This is a genomic window from Bacillus sp. GB_SG_008 (assembly GCF_052038115.1).
Lineage (GTDB): Bacteria > Bacillota > Bacilli > Bacillales > Bacillaceae_G > Bacillus_A > Bacillus_A rhizoplanae.
Genome location: NZ_JBPZSK010000007.1, coordinates 1 through 17,094 on the forward strand (window position 1 = coordinate 1; position 17,094 = coordinate 17,094).

15 protein-coding genes are annotated in these 17,094 nt (G+C 37.0%); 5 read left to right on the top strand and 10 right to left on the bottom strand.

Going from position 1 to position 17,094, the window contains the following annotated elements; translation table 11 throughout:
* Positions 1–446 precede the first annotated feature (446 nt).
* Entirely contained in the window at positions 447–803 is a 357-nt protein-coding gene (locus tag ACTDJC_RS17400) for a YgzB family protein (protein WP_098306924.1), read from the top strand.
* Between the two features lie 69 nt (positions 804–872).
* Here the strand turns inward: ACTDJC_RS17400 and perR are convergent, their stop codons facing one another.
* From perR to ACTDJC_RS17430, 6 genes are all read right to left on the bottom strand, one after another.
* Positions 873–1,298: a peroxide-responsive transcriptional repressor PerR gene (perR, locus tag ACTDJC_RS17405; protein ID WP_176524533.1), complete on the bottom strand. Its 426-nt coding sequence runs from the start codon at positions 1,296–1,298 to the stop codon at positions 873–875.
* Between the two features lie 474 nt (positions 1,299–1,772).
* The gene (bcp, locus tag ACTDJC_RS17410; protein ID WP_253628535.1) at positions 1,773–2,228 is read right to left on the bottom strand and encodes a thioredoxin-dependent thiol peroxidase; all 456 of its coding nucleotides are present in this window, start codon (positions 2,226–2,228) and stop codon (positions 1,773–1,775) included.
* Positions 2,229–2,274: 46 nt separating this feature from the next.
* The gene (locus ACTDJC_RS17415; protein ID WP_098306920.1) at positions 2,275–2,679 is read right to left on the bottom strand and encodes an ion channel; all 405 of its coding nucleotides are present in this window, start codon (positions 2,677–2,679) and stop codon (positions 2,275–2,277) included.
* A 103-nt stretch (positions 2,680–2,782) separates the two neighbouring features.
* Entirely contained in the window at positions 2,783–3,568 is a 786-nt protein-coding gene (locus tag ACTDJC_RS17420) for an ABC transporter permease (RefSeq protein ID WP_098306918.1), read from the bottom strand.
* 7 nt (positions 3,569–3,575) lie between these two features.
* A complete protein-coding gene (locus ACTDJC_RS17425) occupies positions 3,576–4,367 on the bottom strand; it encodes an ABC transporter permease (RefSeq protein ID WP_440604202.1) in 792 nt (263 codons plus the stop codon).
* Entirely contained in the window at positions 4,360–5,373 is a 1,014-nt protein-coding gene (locus ACTDJC_RS17430) for an ABC transporter ATP-binding protein (protein WP_098306914.1), read from the bottom strand. The genes ACTDJC_RS17425 and ACTDJC_RS17430 overlap by 8 nt, the downstream gene beginning before the upstream one ends.
* A 252-nt stretch (positions 5,374–5,625) precedes the next feature.
* Between ACTDJC_RS17430 and hemL the strand changes: the two genes are divergently transcribed.
* From hemL to ACTDJC_RS17445, 3 genes are all read left to right on the top strand, one after another.
* Positions 5,626–6,921 carry a glutamate-1-semialdehyde-2,1-aminomutase gene (hemL, locus tag ACTDJC_RS17435; protein ID WP_098306912.1) on the top strand — a complete coding sequence of 432 codons (1,296 nt, stop codon included), beginning with the start codon at positions 5,626–5,628 and terminating at the stop codon, positions 6,919–6,921.
* 377 nt (positions 6,922–7,298) lie between these two features.
* A complete protein-coding gene (locus ACTDJC_RS17440; RefSeq protein ID WP_440604203.1) occupies positions 7,299–11,738 on the top strand; it encodes a glutamate synthase-related protein in 4,440 nt (1,479 codons plus the stop codon).
* Between the two features lie 188 nt (positions 11,739–11,926).
* Positions 11,927–13,015, top strand: coding sequence for an aromatic acid exporter family protein (locus ACTDJC_RS17445; protein WP_098306907.1), 1,089 nt, complete (start codon positions 11,927–11,929; stop codon positions 13,013–13,015).
* Between the two features lie 18 nt (positions 13,016–13,033).
* On the opposite strand, the gene ACTDJC_RS17450 is transcribed toward ACTDJC_RS17445, so the two are convergent.
* The 4 genes from ACTDJC_RS17450 to ACTDJC_RS17465 all read right to left on the bottom strand — a co-directional run bounded on the left by ACTDJC_RS17450 (position 13,034) and on the right by ACTDJC_RS17465 (position 16,503).
* Complete coding sequence (locus tag ACTDJC_RS17450; protein ID WP_440604204.1) at positions 13,034–14,791, bottom strand: ABC transporter ATP-binding protein; 1,758 nt, start codon at positions 14,789–14,791, stop codon at positions 13,034–13,036.
* Positions 14,792–14,853: 62 nt separating this feature from the next.
* Positions 14,854–15,384: a nucleoside tri-diphosphate phosphatase gene (ntdP, locus tag ACTDJC_RS17455; RefSeq protein ID WP_098306903.1), complete on the bottom strand. Its 531-nt coding sequence runs from the start codon at positions 15,382–15,384 to the stop codon at positions 14,854–14,856.
* A 166-nt stretch (positions 15,385–15,550) separates the two neighbouring features.
* The gene (locus ACTDJC_RS17460; RefSeq protein ID WP_098306901.1) at positions 15,551–15,796 is read right to left on the bottom strand and encodes a YgaB family protein; all 246 of its coding nucleotides are present in this window, start codon (positions 15,794–15,796) and stop codon (positions 15,551–15,553) included.
* A gap of 404 nt (positions 15,797–16,200) precedes the next feature.
* On the bottom strand, positions 16,201–16,503 hold the full coding sequence (locus ACTDJC_RS17465) for a gamma-type small acid-soluble spore protein (protein ID WP_141524972.1): 303 nt from the start codon (positions 16,501–16,503) through the stop codon (positions 16,201–16,203).
* A 121-nt stretch (positions 16,504–16,624) separates the two neighbouring features.
* On the opposite strand from ACTDJC_RS17465, the gene ACTDJC_RS17470 reads away from it, so the two are divergent.
* Positions 16,625–16,810: a hypothetical protein gene (locus ACTDJC_RS17470; RefSeq protein ID WP_098306897.1), complete on the top strand. Its 186-nt coding sequence runs from the start codon at positions 16,625–16,627 to the stop codon at positions 16,808–16,810.
* Positions 16,811–17,094: the final 284 nt, after the last annotated feature.

The window sequence follows — 17,094 nt, forward strand, 5'->3', positions numbered from 1 at the left end:
AATAAAGTGTTTGTCTAGCATCATAAATAAAAATTGACGTTTCACGTTGTTTGTTTCGTTCAGTTTTCAAAGAACTTATCCGCCGCTCAATTGCGACTTCCTCATGTTAGCATCTTTGTTTTTCGATGTCAACATTGTTTTTTACTTCTTTTTTCTTTTCGCTTTCTGCTCTTGTGCATCAGCGACGTTTATTAATATAACACGGCCATTACAGAGGGTCAATACTTTTTATAAAAAATTTCACATCCCGTTTAAACACTACCCAACTATAGTTAAATCACTACATAAGAAGACCTCTATTCCTTCACATCAACTTTTACTCTTGGCTTAGCTTAGTTATAAAATATATATCTTCGTAACTCTATACAGCATTCAGTAAATAAGGTATCAATCATCCAAAAATTCAGAAATATATGATATATTATCTTTATAGGAAGGTGAAGGGAATGAGCATTAAATACTCAAATAAAATCAATAAGATTAGAACCTTTGCATTAAGTTTAGTATTTATCGGGCTTTTTATTGCATACTTAGGGGTATTTTTTCGAGAAAACATGATTATTATGACCATTTTCATGATGGTTGGTTTTTTAGCCGTCATCGCTAGCACAGGTGTGTACTTCTGGATTGGTATGCTATCAACAAAGACCGTCCAAGTTGTTTGTCCATCTTGCAATAAATCAACGAAAATACTTGGACGAGTCGACGCTTGTATGCATTGCAACCAGCCGCTAACACTCGATCGTAATTTAGAAGGAAAAGAATTTGATGAAAAATACAACCGTAAAAATTACAAAGCCTAATGAAGAGTATATGTTTACTTCTAAAAAAAGAGAGGCTGACTTAAAATGTCAGCCCCTTAATCATTCTTATTACTTATTACATTCTTGACAAACGCCGTAAATTTCTAAGCGATGACTATTGATCACAAAGCCAGTTGCTTTCGCAGCTTCATCCTCAATCTTCTCTAAACTTGCATACGGAAAATCTACAATTTTCCCACATTTTTCACAAATAACATGATAATGTTGGCTTGTAACGTAATCAAATCTGCTAGACGCATCACCATACGTAAGTTCTTTTACAAGCCCTACTTCTTTAAATACGCGTAAGTTATTATAAACTGTCGCAACACTCATATTTGGGAACTTACCTTCTAATGCTTTATAAATTTCATCCGCTGTTGGGTGCGTCATAGATTCCACAAGGTACTCTAAAATAGCATGACGCTGTGGAGTAATGCGTACACCCGTATTTTTCAACATTTCCAGCGCTTCTTTTAATTCCTCTTTGACCACCGTCATGCACCCCGATTCTATACGGATTATTATTTTATAATTCTTATAAAGAGTGTACTCCTTTTCCTTTCACTCGTCAACATTTCTACTATAACTATGTGGTTTTATTCTTCATCTTATATTCATTTCACTCTAATAAGGAATAAAAGTACGATTGGTGAGAACGATGGAAGCTTCATTTTATCCCTAAGAACCCGATTGGTTCAACTGGCCATCAGTGAGCGATAAAGCCTCCCACTGATAGAAGTTTCATTTTATTCTTATATGAGCCTGCCTTTTTTTATACATATGCATAAAAAAAAGTGCGAGAAAAAACTCGCACATGGAAAACTATCACCTGAGGAGGTATGCCCTACACTACTAACATATGAAAAATTCCCAAAAGTGTATAGACATATGCCTTGTAATATTTCACTTATTATTTCGTGCTGCACAAGTGGGTAAAACTCCACCTCTATTGATGCAATTTTTACTTTACTTTATATAAGACAAAACTTCCTCTACGTGACCTTTTACTTTCACCTTACGCCACTCTTTAACGAGTTCCCCTTCCTTATTAATGAGGAATGTAGAACGCTCAATACCCATATATTCTTTTCCAAAGTTCTTTTTTAGCTTCCAAACATCATATAGTTCTGCTACTTCATGTTGCTCATCCACTAAAAGTAAAAATGGTAAGTCATGTTTTTCAATAAATTTTAAATGTCTATTTACTGGATCAGGACTCACCCCAAGAATAACTGTATCTTTCTTTTGAAACACCCCGTATGCATCACGAAAATCACACGCTTCTGTTGTACAACCTGGTGTCATATCTTTCGGATAAAAATAAAGTACAACATGTTTCCCGCGAAAGTCAGATAGTTTTACTTGCTCTCCGTTACTTGCTTCTAGCGTAAAATCTGGTGCCATTTGTCCTACTGCAACCACGTATAATCACTCCTTGTCTTTTTCTTCCACTATATCAAATATCATATCATTTTTCAGTTTCTATAACTGTTCGTACAACAAACGCAAATGGCATCGTATACCCTATTAGCGCTTCTACAATCGCGATCCAACGCCCAATTCCAATAGGAGTTACATCCCCATATCCAACTGATAGTAATGTAATCGCACTAAAATATAAACATACCTCTACAAGTGAAAATGAATGACTCGTTATCATCTTTCCGTCTTCCTGTAATACCGAAAATCCACTTTCTTCTAAAACAACATAACTTAACGCAAACGCAATTAGTATAGTTGTATAAATAAGAAATAATGAAATAAGATTATACAAAGAAAAGAAACGATTTGATTCCCCCGCCGAACTCCATAACAATTGGATACTTCGTAACACAGCAATCGCAGCAATAAATAAAATAATTCCCCATAACATGTCCTCCACCTCATTTTATTTGTATGAGGACAAAGATAGTTTTATCCCATCCTCAATGGACAATAAAACCTAGAGAAAGAAGACATAAAACAAATTAACTTTATTAATTTCCGGCACCGCGATATCGTTTTACTCCTATATTCCAAACGAAAAAACCAATTGAGAAACAAATAATTCCAACCGCAGGCGTTGCAAATGCGTAAGAGTTCCATTCTGTTTTTCCTAGAAAATAAGATGCTGGATATACACCAACAAAAGCAAATGGCAATACAAACGTTAAAATAAAACGAATGACGCGATTATAAATGTTAATAGGATAACGCCCATAGTTTCCGATATTATACATAAGCGGCATAATCGAACTTCTTGCATCTGACCAAAAACCAATACTTGCAAGTGTTACGAAAATTCCCCCATATACTAGCGCACCGCCTAGTACCATCAATATAAATAAAAAGAAATCATACCAATGAAATGTTAATTGAAGCTGTACTGCAGCATATCCCATTACCGCAAAACCTGTTATCGCACCAAGAAGTGACTCCAGCTCCATTCGTTCTAATATGACTTGAAACAAACTGTGAATGGGACGTGTTAAAATGCGATCCATTTCACCTTTTACGATATAACGATCATTAAAGTCCCATATATTAAAGAACGCTGAAAAAACTGCAAATGGAACTAAGAAGAACCCATAAATAAAAATAACTTCCTCCCTATTCCACCCTTTCAATTCTTGTGTATGTCCAAATACAACAAGAATAAAGATTAAGTTTACTGCTTGTAACAATAAATCTGATAGTAAACCAACAATAAAATCACCGCGATATTCTAGCTTCGTTTTTATATATTGACTTGCATATTGTAAAAACAACTTAAAATATAACATTTTCTCATCATCCCCCTTGCACAATCAGCCGTTTTCTCGCTGTTTTCCACATCATAACAATTGGAATAATGAGCAGAACCGCCCATGTTATTTGAAATAATAAAGCTTTATAAATTGCCTCACCTTGTATGCCTTCAGAAAAAATCATACTTGGAATGTAACTAATCGCTTGAAACGGCAAAAACATCATTGCTTTTTGAGTCCATAACGGAAAGAAGCTAATTGGGATTAATAGTCCTGAAAACAAATCGATAACGACACGTTTCGCATACATAATTCCATTATTATTAAATAAAAAGAACGTTAACATCCCTGTCATTAAATTAATTTGTGTATTAATGATAAAACTAAATAATAGCGATAGGAAGAAGTACAACCACGTTTGGAAATTCGTTGTAATTTGCAGTGAGAATAACAATGTAACGATTATCATACCTGGAATAGAAAAGAAAGCAAATCTAAAAATCCCTTCCCCTAACCCTTGCATCACTTTCATACCTAAATAGTTATATGGACGAATTAACTCAACTGCAACTCGCCCTTCCATAATTTCCATCGCAATCTCTCTGTCAATGTTATTAAAATAAAAAGCACGGGCCATCCATGCAATTGCGATATATGTTGTCATTTGTGTAACTGATACACCCTCGATATTTTCTTTCCCACTATAAATTGCTTGCCATAAAAAATAATATGCTCCGATATTAATTGTATAAATGATAATACCGCTATAGTAATTTGTTCGATAAGCAAGCATCATTAAAAAACGGACACGAATCATTTCAATATACTTATCCATGAGTTATACCCTCTTCATAAATATTACGAATGATTTCCTCCGTAGATACTTCATTAATTTTTAAATCTTTAATTGCAAAAGTTTGTACAACTTTTGATATAAGAGTGGAAATAATAATTTCTTCATTCGGAATCTTGGCAATCCACGTATTTTGTTCCCTTCCTTGCGACCAAACTACATCATTATCAGGCATTAACATCGCAAGCTGCTGATAAGCAACGGGAGTCCCAAATTGAAAATGAATTTCTTTTTCTGCTCCCCACTGCGACCTTAGCTTATCTAAAGATCCGTCATACATTACTTTTCCTTCATCTAACATAACAACACGATCACAAAGCGCTTCAATATCTGTAATGTCATGTGTCGTTAATAAAATTGTTGTTTTATATCGCTCATTCATTTCTTTTAGAAAGTCACGGATTTTCAATTTAACAAGAACATCAAGTCCAATTGTTGGTTCATCCAAAAACAATAACGGCGGATTATGAATTAACGCTGCCGCTAATTCGCAGCGCATCCGCTGTCCAAGGGATAACTTTCGAACTGGCTTGTCCAAAAGCGGACCAATATCTAACGTTTCAATCACATGCTCCATATGTTCTTTATATTGCTGATCAGAAACACCATATACTTTTTTTAACAAACGGAAGGACTCCTGCACAGCAATATCCCACCAAAGCTGTGAACGCTGCCCAAACACAACACCAATCGTTTTCACAAATTCTTCCCTTTGTTTGTGCGGATTCATGCCATTCACAGTGATCTGTCCAGCGGTCGGTGTTAAAATACCTGTTAGCATCTTAATAGTAGTGGATTTACCAGCACCATTTTCACCAATATATCCAACCATCTCCCCTTGCTTTACAGTAAACGAAATATCATTTACTGCTGGCACAATCTTATAATTACGATTTAATAAATCTCGAAACGCTCCTTTTAATCCTGAGCGGCTTGAGTACGATGTAAATTCTTTTCGTAAATCTTTTACTTCAATAACCGTCTCCATACTCATTCTCCTTTCTGTTTCTCCCTAACAAGCAACACCTTTTATTTTCATATGATATAAAGATCAGCGAGCTTTTGCGGGATTTCCCTATGAACTCGCTTCATTTAACTAACCATCAATGAAGCAGATAATGCCGACGAAAGTTTCATTTTAGCACAACGAATAGTTTACCCAACAGTAGCAACTATCACAAACAATACGTCTTTTCCAAAAACGTGTTAAAATAATACATAGATTTTTGTAAGGAGATGAATTTTCGTGAAATTCACAAAATCGGAAGAACTACATAAAGAAGCATTAGAACATATCGTTGGTGGTGTAAATAGCCCTTCTCGCTCTTATAAAGCGGTTGGCGGTGGATCACCTGTTGCAATGGAGCGCGGTAAAGGCGCTTACTTTTGGGATGTAGACGGCAACAAATATATCGATTATTTAGCAGCATATGGACCAATCATTACAGGTCATGCTCATCCGCACGTAACAGAAGCAATTAAAGTAGCTGCTGAAAATGGTGTATTATATGGAACACCAACAGCTTTAGAAGTAAAGTTTGCAAAAATGCTAAAAGAAGCAATGCCTGCAATGGATAAAGTACGTTTCGTAAACTCTGGAACAGAAGCTGTTATGACAACAATTCGCGTTGCTCGCGCTTATACAGGTCGCACGAAAATTATGAAATTTGCTGGTTGCTACCATGGACATTCTGATTTAGTACTTGTAGCGGCTGGCTCTGGTCCTTCTACACTTGGTACTCCTGATTCTGCCGGTGTACCTCAAAGCATCGCACAAGAAGTAATCACAGTTCCTTTTAATAATGTAGAGACATTAAAAGAAGCATTAGATAAATGGGGACATGAAGTAGCAGCAATTCTTGTGGAACCAATCGTTGGGAACTTTGGAATTGTCGAACCAAAACCTGGATTCCTTGAAAAAGTAAATGAACTTGTTCATGCAGCAGGTGCATTAGTCATTTATGATGAGGTTATCACAGCTTTCCGCTTTATGTATGGTGGTGCTCAAGACCTACTTGGTGTAACACCAGACTTAACTGCTCTTGGCAAAATAATCGGCGGCGGTCTTCCAATTGGTGCTTACGGTGGTAAAAAAGAAATTATGGAACAAGTTGCACCGCTTGGCCCTGCTTACCAAGCTGGCACAATGGCTGGAAACCCAGCTTCTATGGCTTCTGGTATCGCATGCTTAGAAGTACTTCAACAAGAAGGTGTATACGAAAAACTAGACGAACTTGGAGCAATGCTTGAAAAAGGTATTTTGGAACAAGCAGCTATACACAACATTGATATTACAATAAACCGCCTAAAAGGCGCTTTAACAGTATACTTTACTAAAGATAAAATCGAAGACTACGATGCTGCACAAAATACAGACGGTGAAATTTTCGGTAAATTCTTCAAACTAATGCTTCATGAAGGAATTAACTTAGCGCCATCTAAATATGAAGCATGGTTCTTAACAACAGAACATACAAAAGAAGACATTGAATACACGATTGAAGCTGTTGGCCGAGCGTTTGCTGCATTAAAATAAAGTGAAACTTCCATCAGTAGAGGTTCTTCATCCCCCGCTGATGGTTAACCGATTGGGCGCATGCCAGTAGTAATACCCTCACCACTTTTTGCATAACTTTAAGATGAGGGTATTACTCCTAAAAATAGAAGTATAACGCTCAACTACAGAACAGTGAATCTCTTTTCTGATCAATAATTAATATTAGTGAAATAAAAAACAGAGGTCCCCCTCTGTTTTTTTATTTTTACTATTTCATAAATTATGAATTGATAGTATAATTATTCATAATTATTTGTTTTTAGTCTTGAATAACAATTTATTATTTTAAAATATTAGGTGTCGCACACCTTTAATATTTTGACTATTCAAAATTAACACCAGAGGGGGCTTGACGGATGCTAAATAAAACAAATAAATGGACACCGTCTTTATTTCAAAATTATGCAAATGCAGAGCATGATGCGTGTGGAATCGTTTCCGTAATGGAAAAACGAAACATTCCAACGAAAGAAAACATTAATCTTTGTATACAGTCGCTGGTGAAAATGAATCATCGTGCCGGATTTATTAATAATGAAGGTGACGGGATTGGAATTCATATTGATCTTCCAAAAACACTTTGGAAAGAAAAATTAACTCAAAATGGTTATAATCCAACATTAGTGGACCATCCTCACTTTATTGTTGGACATTTTTTTCTACACCAAAAAAGGGATACAAACTCCTTACAAAATTATATTCGTTCCTTGCTGCATAAAGAAAATCTAACTATCGTATTTGAAACTAGCACCGTAACAAACTCTGATGCACTCGGACCTATCGGCAAACAGGAAGAACCACTATTTTGGCAAATTGCTATTGTTCCGGAAAATCAACATGAAAAGATTGATCAATTATTATTCTCTCTAACGATAGAAATTGAAAAAAATGAAGCTGTTCATGTCGCGTCATTCAGTCAAGATTATGTTGTTTATAAAGTACTAGGAGCTGGCGATACGCTTGTATCATACTATGATGACCTGCGAAATCCACTTATCGCATCTACAATGACACTTGGGCATAACCGTTATTCTACTAACACATTATCTAACTTTTTCCGCGTTCAGCCATTTAGTATTCTTGGACATAATGGAGAAATTAACACAATTGCTAAGCTGCGCGATCAGGCTGAAATGATTGATGTACCACTTACAATTGGCGGCAGTGACTCTCAAGATTTAAACCGTACCCTAGAAACACTTCTCACTCATTACAACTACAGCTTATTCGAAGCAATGGATATATTATTTCCGCCAATTATTAATGAAATTAAATTATACAAGCTGCATATGCAAGACTTATATACGTATATACGTGAAGCCTGGGGACATTTTGCTCAAGGACCCGCTGGAATTATTTCACGACATAAAGATGAAGCTGTTTTTAGTGTAGACTCCCTTGGCTTACGACCAGTTTGGAAAATAGAGACAGAAAATTCTTATATTTTTTCATCTGAGCCAGGTGTTATTTCTCCATCAGAATATGTTGCAGAACCAAAATCACTTGCTCCTGGAGAAAAAATTGGGTTAAAGCGGAATGCACAAGGCGAGCTTATTTTATACGAATACGATGTATATCAAGATGAAGTATATGCACGTATGAAACAGCGAATTGACTTTATCGACTATCGTTATCATCTACATCTTCCACCAACAGAAGAGCTAGATAACCTTGCTTCAATTACTGAAGTCAAAACAGAACAATACGCAGCCTTTGGCTGGGACCGCGAGCATATTCAGCTTCTCGAACAAATGGCTGAAAAAGGCGCTGAGCCAATCCGTTCTCTCGGACATGATGCTCCTCTTGCAGGACTCGATATAGGCAGAAGAAATATTGCTGACTTTATAAAGGAAAGCGTTGCTGTTGTAACAAATCCTGCTATTGATCGCGATCGAGAAATAGAGCACTTCTCTACACGTACAATTGTAGGAACACGCCCAAATCTGTATGCCACAGAAGAACAACCATTTGTTGTAGAACTTCCGAGCCCAATTGTCTTAGAAGGAGAACCCGGACAGCAAGCGGCAAAGTATTTAGAAACAGTAACATACGAACAACTCATCCGTATGTTTTCTCTGCATAGCACTGTCTATAAATTATCTGGAACATTTACAGCAGATGAAACTTTATATACTGCACTTAATCGACTAGGAGCAGAAGCTGTAACAGCAGTAAAAAAAGGAGCCTCTCTTCTCATACTTGACGATGCAAAGGCTCATCAAAACAACCAATTATGGATTGATCCGCACCTAGTCACAGCAAAAATCCATAACGAACTTGCAAAACATAAACTCCGCCGTGATTGTGCAATTGTCGTACGTTCTGGAGCGCTTCGTTCTTTACATGATATTGTAACGTTATATGGTTTAGGGGCAGATGTTATAAATCCGTACCTTACATTTGCAACAGTAAATGACGGAACAGAAAAGCCTATTCTAAATTTATATAACGCATTTAATAAAGGGCTTGAGAAAGTCATCTCAACACTTGGAATTCATGAATTACGAGGCTACGGCCGCCTCTTCTCTTCCATTGGTCTACACGAAGAGATTGCACGTATACTGGATATTACAAACTTTCTTGGATCTGATACATTAGCTTTTTCACTAGAAACATTAGCTGAAGATGCAAAAGCTCGGGCAATGGATTATACAAACGAAAAAGCAAAAATACGAAAAACGTTTCATCTATTCCCACGAATTTGGAAAGCGATTGGGGACATCGCAAAAGGGAATGCCTACGATGACTATCGTGAAAAGCTAGAAGAATTAGAAGAAAAAAATCCAACAACAATTCGTCATCTCATAAAAATAAAGGAAACAAATCATAAAGTTCCAATTGAACGCGTTTCAATTGCAATAAAAAATCATAGCCTACCATTTATTATTAGCTCGATGTCATTTGGCTCACAAAATGAAATTGCCTTCCGCGCTTATGCTGAAGCTGCCGACCGATTAAATATGATTAGTTTAAATGGTGAAGGCGGCGAAATTAAAGATATGATTGGCAAATATCCACATACACGTGGACAACAAGTTGCATCAGGACGTTTTGGCGTTAACGCTGAATTGCTCAATTCCTCTAATTTAATTGAAATAAAAATTGGGCAAGGAGCAAAACCGGGAGAAGGCGGACATTTACCAGGCTCAAAAGTAACGGCAAAAATTGCAGAAGCGCGAAATGCAACAATTGGTTCGGACTTAATCTCTCCTTCTAATAACCATGACATTTATTCGATTGAAGATTTAGCACAAATGATTACAGAAATTAAAACGGCTAATCAACATGCAAAAGTTGCTGTTAAAGTTCCTGTTGTCCCTAATATTGGAACCATTGCGGTAGGCATCGCTAAAGCTGGTGCTGATTTTATTAACATTAGCGGTTTCGACGGCGGGACAGGTGCAGCTCGTATTCATGCCTTGCAACACGTTGGTCTTCCTGTTGAAATTGGTGTAAAAGCTGCTCATAATGCTCTATCAGAAGCTGGGATGAGACATCATGTAGAAATTTGGGCTGACGGTGGTATCCGCAGTGCTGCAGATGCGTTAAAAATAATGCTTCTTGGTGCAAATCGCATTGGCTTTGGTACACTTTCTATGATTGCCATCGGTTGTACGACATGCCGCGGCTGTCATTTAGATACATGTCATGTCGGAATTGCAACGCAAATTGAATCAGAAGCGCAAGCGAAAGAACACGGTCTGCGCCGCTTTGTGCCACGAGATTTTGAAAGTGCTGTAAAAGGATTATTGAATTTATTCACAGCATTTGGAACAGAACTAAAGCGATTAACAGGACAGCTCGGTCATGTAAACTTACAAGAAATTGTCGGACGTTCCGACTTATTAGAACAAGCACACGGTCAGCATTTGCTAAATTTACATTACCTATTACAAACATTAGAAGATGTAACGTACGATGCTCCGCAAACAACATCACAACAAAAGTGTAGTGAGGCTAATTATGCCATTGAATCAAAAGAACTTGTTAGTGTTGGTGTCGATCAGCGCGTAATGGGCGGCATGGAATCTTGCTACCGCGTGCGCAGTAAATTATATGAAAATCATGTATTAGAGCCAATCACATTAAAATACACAAATGGTTCCGTTCCCGGAAATGGTTTAGGTGCCTATAATAGCGAAAACCTGTTCATTCATGTCAACGGCGGCGCGCAAGACGGCATCGGAAAAACAGCTTTCGGAGGCGGTATTTACATTACAAAAACAAAAGGAAAAGACAGTAAATACTACAACGGTTCTGTTGGAAAAGGATTTGGATACGGAGCACAAAAAGGATCATTATATGTACAAGGAAATGCTGATGCTAGAGCTGGAATTCGTCTATCAGGTGCTGATATGATTATTGGCGGAAGAATGACAACATCACTTCCGAAAGAAGAACATGGAAATATCGGTGTTCACGCTAATATAAAAGGATTTGCTTTTGAATACATGACAAATGGTCGCGCGCTCGTCCTCGGTGACCCTGGTCCATGGATTTGTGCTGGAATGACAGGCGGAGTTGTATACTTACGTCATCAACCTGATCTTGGATTAACAGAGCAAGCACTAGAGCGACGAATTGCAAAAGGCGCTAACGTTACGCTTCGTCCACTCAGTAAAACAGGAGAATCTGATGTAAACGAACTATTATCGGACTATCTCCGCGTGCTAAAGGAACATGAACAATATGAAGAAGTTGCTCTTCTTTCACCTTTGCTAATAGATCTGGATTCTCATTTCTACGAAGTAATTCCAGCAAAAGAGCAAGCAGATCCGTCTGTTTCAACAGAGTAAAATAAAAGAATAACAGCTTTCTCATTGACGACTTATGTTTCTCATAGTAAGCTATAACAAATTAAAAAAACCTGCTGAAATTCAGCAGGTTTTTTCATTAAAATATTACTTGCTAACATAAGTTAATGAATGTATAGTATCATGTTGTACATTCATTATGACAAGAAAGAAAGGATATAAAAAAGAGTATGAAACTTGGTGCTCGCGTTTTAAAAACGGGTATTGCCATTACATTAGCTTTATTTGCATGTTTATTGCTTGGATTACCAAGCCCTGTATTCGCTGGGATCTCAGCAATTTTTGCTGTACAACCCTCTGTGTACCGCTCATATTTAACAGCTCTAGAACAAATTCAAGCAAATGTAATTGGGGCAATTTTTGCCATTGTCTTTGTGTTTGCCTTTGGAAATAACCCTTTTATTATTGGGTTAACATGTATATTAGTTATTGCACTTACTTTAAAACTACATTTAGAAAATACAATTTCCATTGCCCTTGTAACTGTTATTGCCATTATGGAATATCAAGGTGCAAATTTCTTTGACTTTGCCCTATTACGCTTTGCAACAATTATGGTTGGGATTATCGCAGCATCTCTAGTAAATTTAATATTTATGCCGCCAAAATACGAAACAAAACTCTATCATAAAATCGTGGATAATACAGAAGAAGTCGTAAAATGGATTCGTATGAGCAGCAGGCAAGCATCTGATTTCACAACATTGAAAACAGATATTGACCATATGAAAGAAAAAATGATTCGTCTAAATCATTACTACTTACTGTATAAGGAAGAAAGAAGCTATACGAAAAAAGTGCAATTTGCTAAAATTCGTAAGTTAGTTTTATTTAGACAAATGTTAACGGCAACTAATCGTGCTTTGAGTACATTAAAAGCATTACATCGAACAGAAAACGAATTACGTTATATGCCAGAATCATTTCAAGAATCGATTCAAAATGAACTTGATTCGTTAACACATTATCATGAGCAAGTATTGCTGAAATTTATTGGGAAAGCAAAGAAACAACAATCTGTTGAATTTCTTGACGAAGTTTCTATTGGTAAACAACAACTAATTGACATATTTATGAACTACCAAAATAAAGAAGATGAAGAAAGTTATAAAATATGGCTTCACCTGTTCACTCTCGTTTCAGCTATTATTAATTATAGCGAAGAAGTAGAGCATCTAGATTTACTTGTAGACAGCTTCTATACGTATCATAAGCCAGAAGACGAACTGAAAATTCATGATAAACAAGAAGATGAATAAAAAACGACCCTTTCACCATTACGAAGGGGTCGTTTCTTTTATATGTTGAATTTGATATAAATTATAATAATGACCACGCTTTTGCATTAATTGCTGATGAGAACCCTTTTCTTTTATCTCACCGTCTTCTAAATAAATAATTGTATCTACATGTGTAATTGTCGATAATCTATGCGCAATAATAATAGTGGTTCGATCAGCAGCTAGCGTTTGCAGTGCTTCTTGAATATAACGTTCATTTTCTAAATCTAACGCAGATGTAGCCTCGTCTAAAATAAGCAGTGAGGGATTTTTTAAAAATACACGTGCAATTGCAATGCGTTGTCTTTGCCCACCTGACAATTTCACACCTCTTTCCCCGACCACCGTTTCATATCTATCAGGCAAACTCATAATAAAGTCATGAATATGTGCAGCTTTAGCTGCTTCTACTACCTCTTCTTCTGTCGCCTCAGGTCTTCCATATAAAATATTCGCTCCAACCGTATCGCTAAATAAAATGTTATCTTGCAAAACAAGACCAATATGACCACGTAAATTACGCACATCGTAATTTCTAACATCAATCTCATCTACATAAATCAATCCTTTAGAAACATCATAAAAACGAGGAATTAAACTTGCAAGCGAAGACTTTCCACCCCCGCTTAAACCAACAAGCGCTACTTTTTCACCTGGTGAAATAGATAAAGAAATATTTCGGAGCACATCTTGTTCATGTTCATTGTAGCGAAATGAAACATCTTCAAATACAACCTCACCTCGAAGTGACTTCTTTGTAATAGCATCTGGACGGTCTACAATATCGTACTCTTCATCTAATAATTCAAAAACACGGTCCATGGAGGCAAAAGATTGCGTAAGTGTGGTTGAAGAGTTTACAAGACGGCGTAATGGACTATATAGACTATCCATATAGCCAACAAAAGCTACCATTGTACCGAGTGTTAACGATCCATGAATGACTTCATAAGCAGCAAAAGCTATTACGATTAAAGGACCAAGATCCGTTAATGTGTTTACAGTAGAAAATGTCCTCGCTGTCCAGCTCGTATGTGTTAACGCCTTCGTTAAGAATTTGCTGTTCTTCTCTTGAAATTGCTCTTTTTCATACTCCTCTAACGCAAAGCTGCGTGTCACTTGCATGCCTTGAATACGCTCATGTAAATACCCTTGCATCGTCGCCAGCGCTTGTGAACGCTCACGTGTTAATGTTCGAAGACGACTGAAGAAGTATTTAACTGCAACTACATAAACAGGTAATACGAGTAAGGAAACAAGTGTTAGTTTCACATTCATCGAAAACATAACCGCAATTGCAATAAAAATTGTTGCTGTGTCAAGCCAAACATTCATTAATCCAGTAATAACAAAATCTTTTGTCTGTTCAACATCATTAATTACACGAGAAATAATTTCACCGGTCTTCGTATTAGAGTAATAACGTAAGCTTAATTTTTGTAAGTGTGCGAAAATATATTTTCTCAAATCATACAACACTGCATTTCCAATGCGCTGTGCAAAATATTGACGATAATATTCAATCGGAGGCCGTAGCACCGCAAAAATAAACAACGCAATCCCAATGGCCGTGAATAATTGAGTTGTTTTCTGTTCGAGTGAGCTTCCTCCTTGAATAATATCATCAATAATATACTTTAATAACCAAGGCATAATAAGCGGAATACCAAATTTAATGAGACCTATTACAATTGTAACCGTAATGAGCCACCGATACGGCTTTACAAATTGTAGATACCGTTTTATTCCTTTCATGCCACTCCCCCAATCATGTTCTAACAAGACAAAACCTGCAGGATGCCCTAGCAGGTTTTTCTCTAGTCTCTATACATTAAATATCGTTCATACCACATATCAATAAAATCAGGAGCAAATGGGCCCTTTCGTTGATGAATCCATTGTGTTAAATACTCAACATTTCTTTTTAATATAGTGTCAATTACAGCTGGATAGTTCATAAGCTCACGATGTTTTTCATACTCATCTTCATCTAACAATGTATACGTCATATCAGGATACACTTTAATGTCTAAATCATAGTCAATATACTTTAATGCTTCATAATCGTAGGCAAATGGCGAACTTAAATTACAATAGTAGTACACACCTTCCTGCCTCAGCATTCCAATAATATTAAACCAATAATTCGAATGAAAATAACAAATAGCTGGCTCGCGAGTAATCCACGTTCTTCCATCCGCTTCTGTTACCATCGTTCGGTCATTTGCTCCAATAACAAAACTTTGTGTCCCTTTTAAAACCGTTGTCTCTTCCCACATTCTATGAATGGAACCGTTATGTTTATAACTATGTATTTGTATTTTTTCTCCTTCTTTGGGAAATCCCATACTTTCTCCCTTCTTTCGCCGTGAACGCTCTTCTAAAGTTGTTATTTGGTATACCGTTCATTTTTACTCTTGTCCCAAAACATATTGAGCCTAATTCACTTTTCTTTTTATTATAACGGTTCTGTCGAAATTTTAAAACAAAAGAGCCGATTTACAAAATCGTCTCTTAGTTCGAAAGCATTTTCTCATTTTCAAAAGAATGAATCACTGCTGCTGTTTGCTGTTCAAATTTCTCCTGTAAATCTTTTAATGTTTTTTCTGTTTTTTGGATTTCTTGACGAATAAAATGGAGCTCTTTCGCATCTTGCTGATTCATTTCAAGGTGTTGGTATTTTTCTAAATGAACTTGTAACTTTAACAATTCGTCCATCGTCCTCAATTGTTCTTCAACCAGTTCATCAAACGATCTCATTCCATACCTCCTTAAAAATACTATTACATAGTTTCGAAGAAAAACGTTCCTTCTCCTTTGACTATATTTGTTGACTTATTAGAAGTTATGTCGGCTCTCACAAATAAAGTGAAACTTCCATCAATGAGGGTTTTCTTTATCCCCCACCTAGCTTCTTCGCTTTTCTCTGAATCTTGAGGCGGGGGTCTTACTGTCCGCGAATAGCGGGATAAAGTGAAACTTCCTTCTGGGAGCGTTTTTCCCCAGAAGGTTAGTCAACCAATCGGGCTTTTACGGACAGTTATTCCTCACCTACCTTCTTCGCTTTTCCCAGAATCTTGAGGTGGGGTCTTACTGTCCGTTAATGCGGGATAACAAAGAAAAAACACTCCTCTTACATTAAAGGAGTGTTTTTTTCTTTGTTATTAAGATTGTGATTTTTTTGCTGCTGATTTTGCGTTTTGTTGTTTTACCGCTTGTACATTCGTTTCTGTTGCAAACTCTGTACCATAGCTAGCAGCTGCACTTTGAGCAGCGCTAGCAGCGCCAGAAGCTTGTGATTTCTTAGCTTCTGCTTGTGCGTTTTGTTGTCTTACTGCTTGTACATTTGTTTCTGTTGCAAATTCTGTGCCATAGCTAGCGCTTTGTTGTTTTGCGCTTTGAATGCTAGCACCAGAAGTCGTTTTTCCAAAACCTTGTTGTTTTTTGTTCATCTTTCTCACCTCCACAACAAATAATGTAACCATCCTTCACTGAACATATCCGTTAAAAATGTGAAAAGAAAAATATTTTTTTACGTATACAGACAAAAACGTTCATTCAAACTAACTATGATGGAGGTGTAAATATATGTATGTTGGACGTGATATGACAGAATTATCAATGACTCCAAGAAATCAATGGAAAAAAGATGAACTCGCTCATTTTCATCATTCTCTGCAGCAAATAATGCCTTATTTAAATGTAGAAGGCCAAACTATTTACAAAGAAATTGTAAAAGAAATTGAAGCACGCGGTGGTTTACAGCGGCAATAAGCTGATTAGACACATGGTATAAAGTGAAACTTCCATCAGTGGGGGTTTTCTTCATTCCCCACTGATGGAAAGCTCTCACCAATCGGGCGCATGCCAGCAGTTATCCCCCACCTCTCTTCTGTAGAAAAGCGGAAGCGGCTCGCCCAGAATCGCAGGACGTTGGAGCACCCGACAGAGAGGCGCTTTTTGCCTCGTCCGAGGGGGCGAAACGACCGGAGATTCTAGCCGCTAGAGCTGGACAACGCTTTTCTCTGCATCTTGAGGTGGGGGTCTTACTGCCCGCG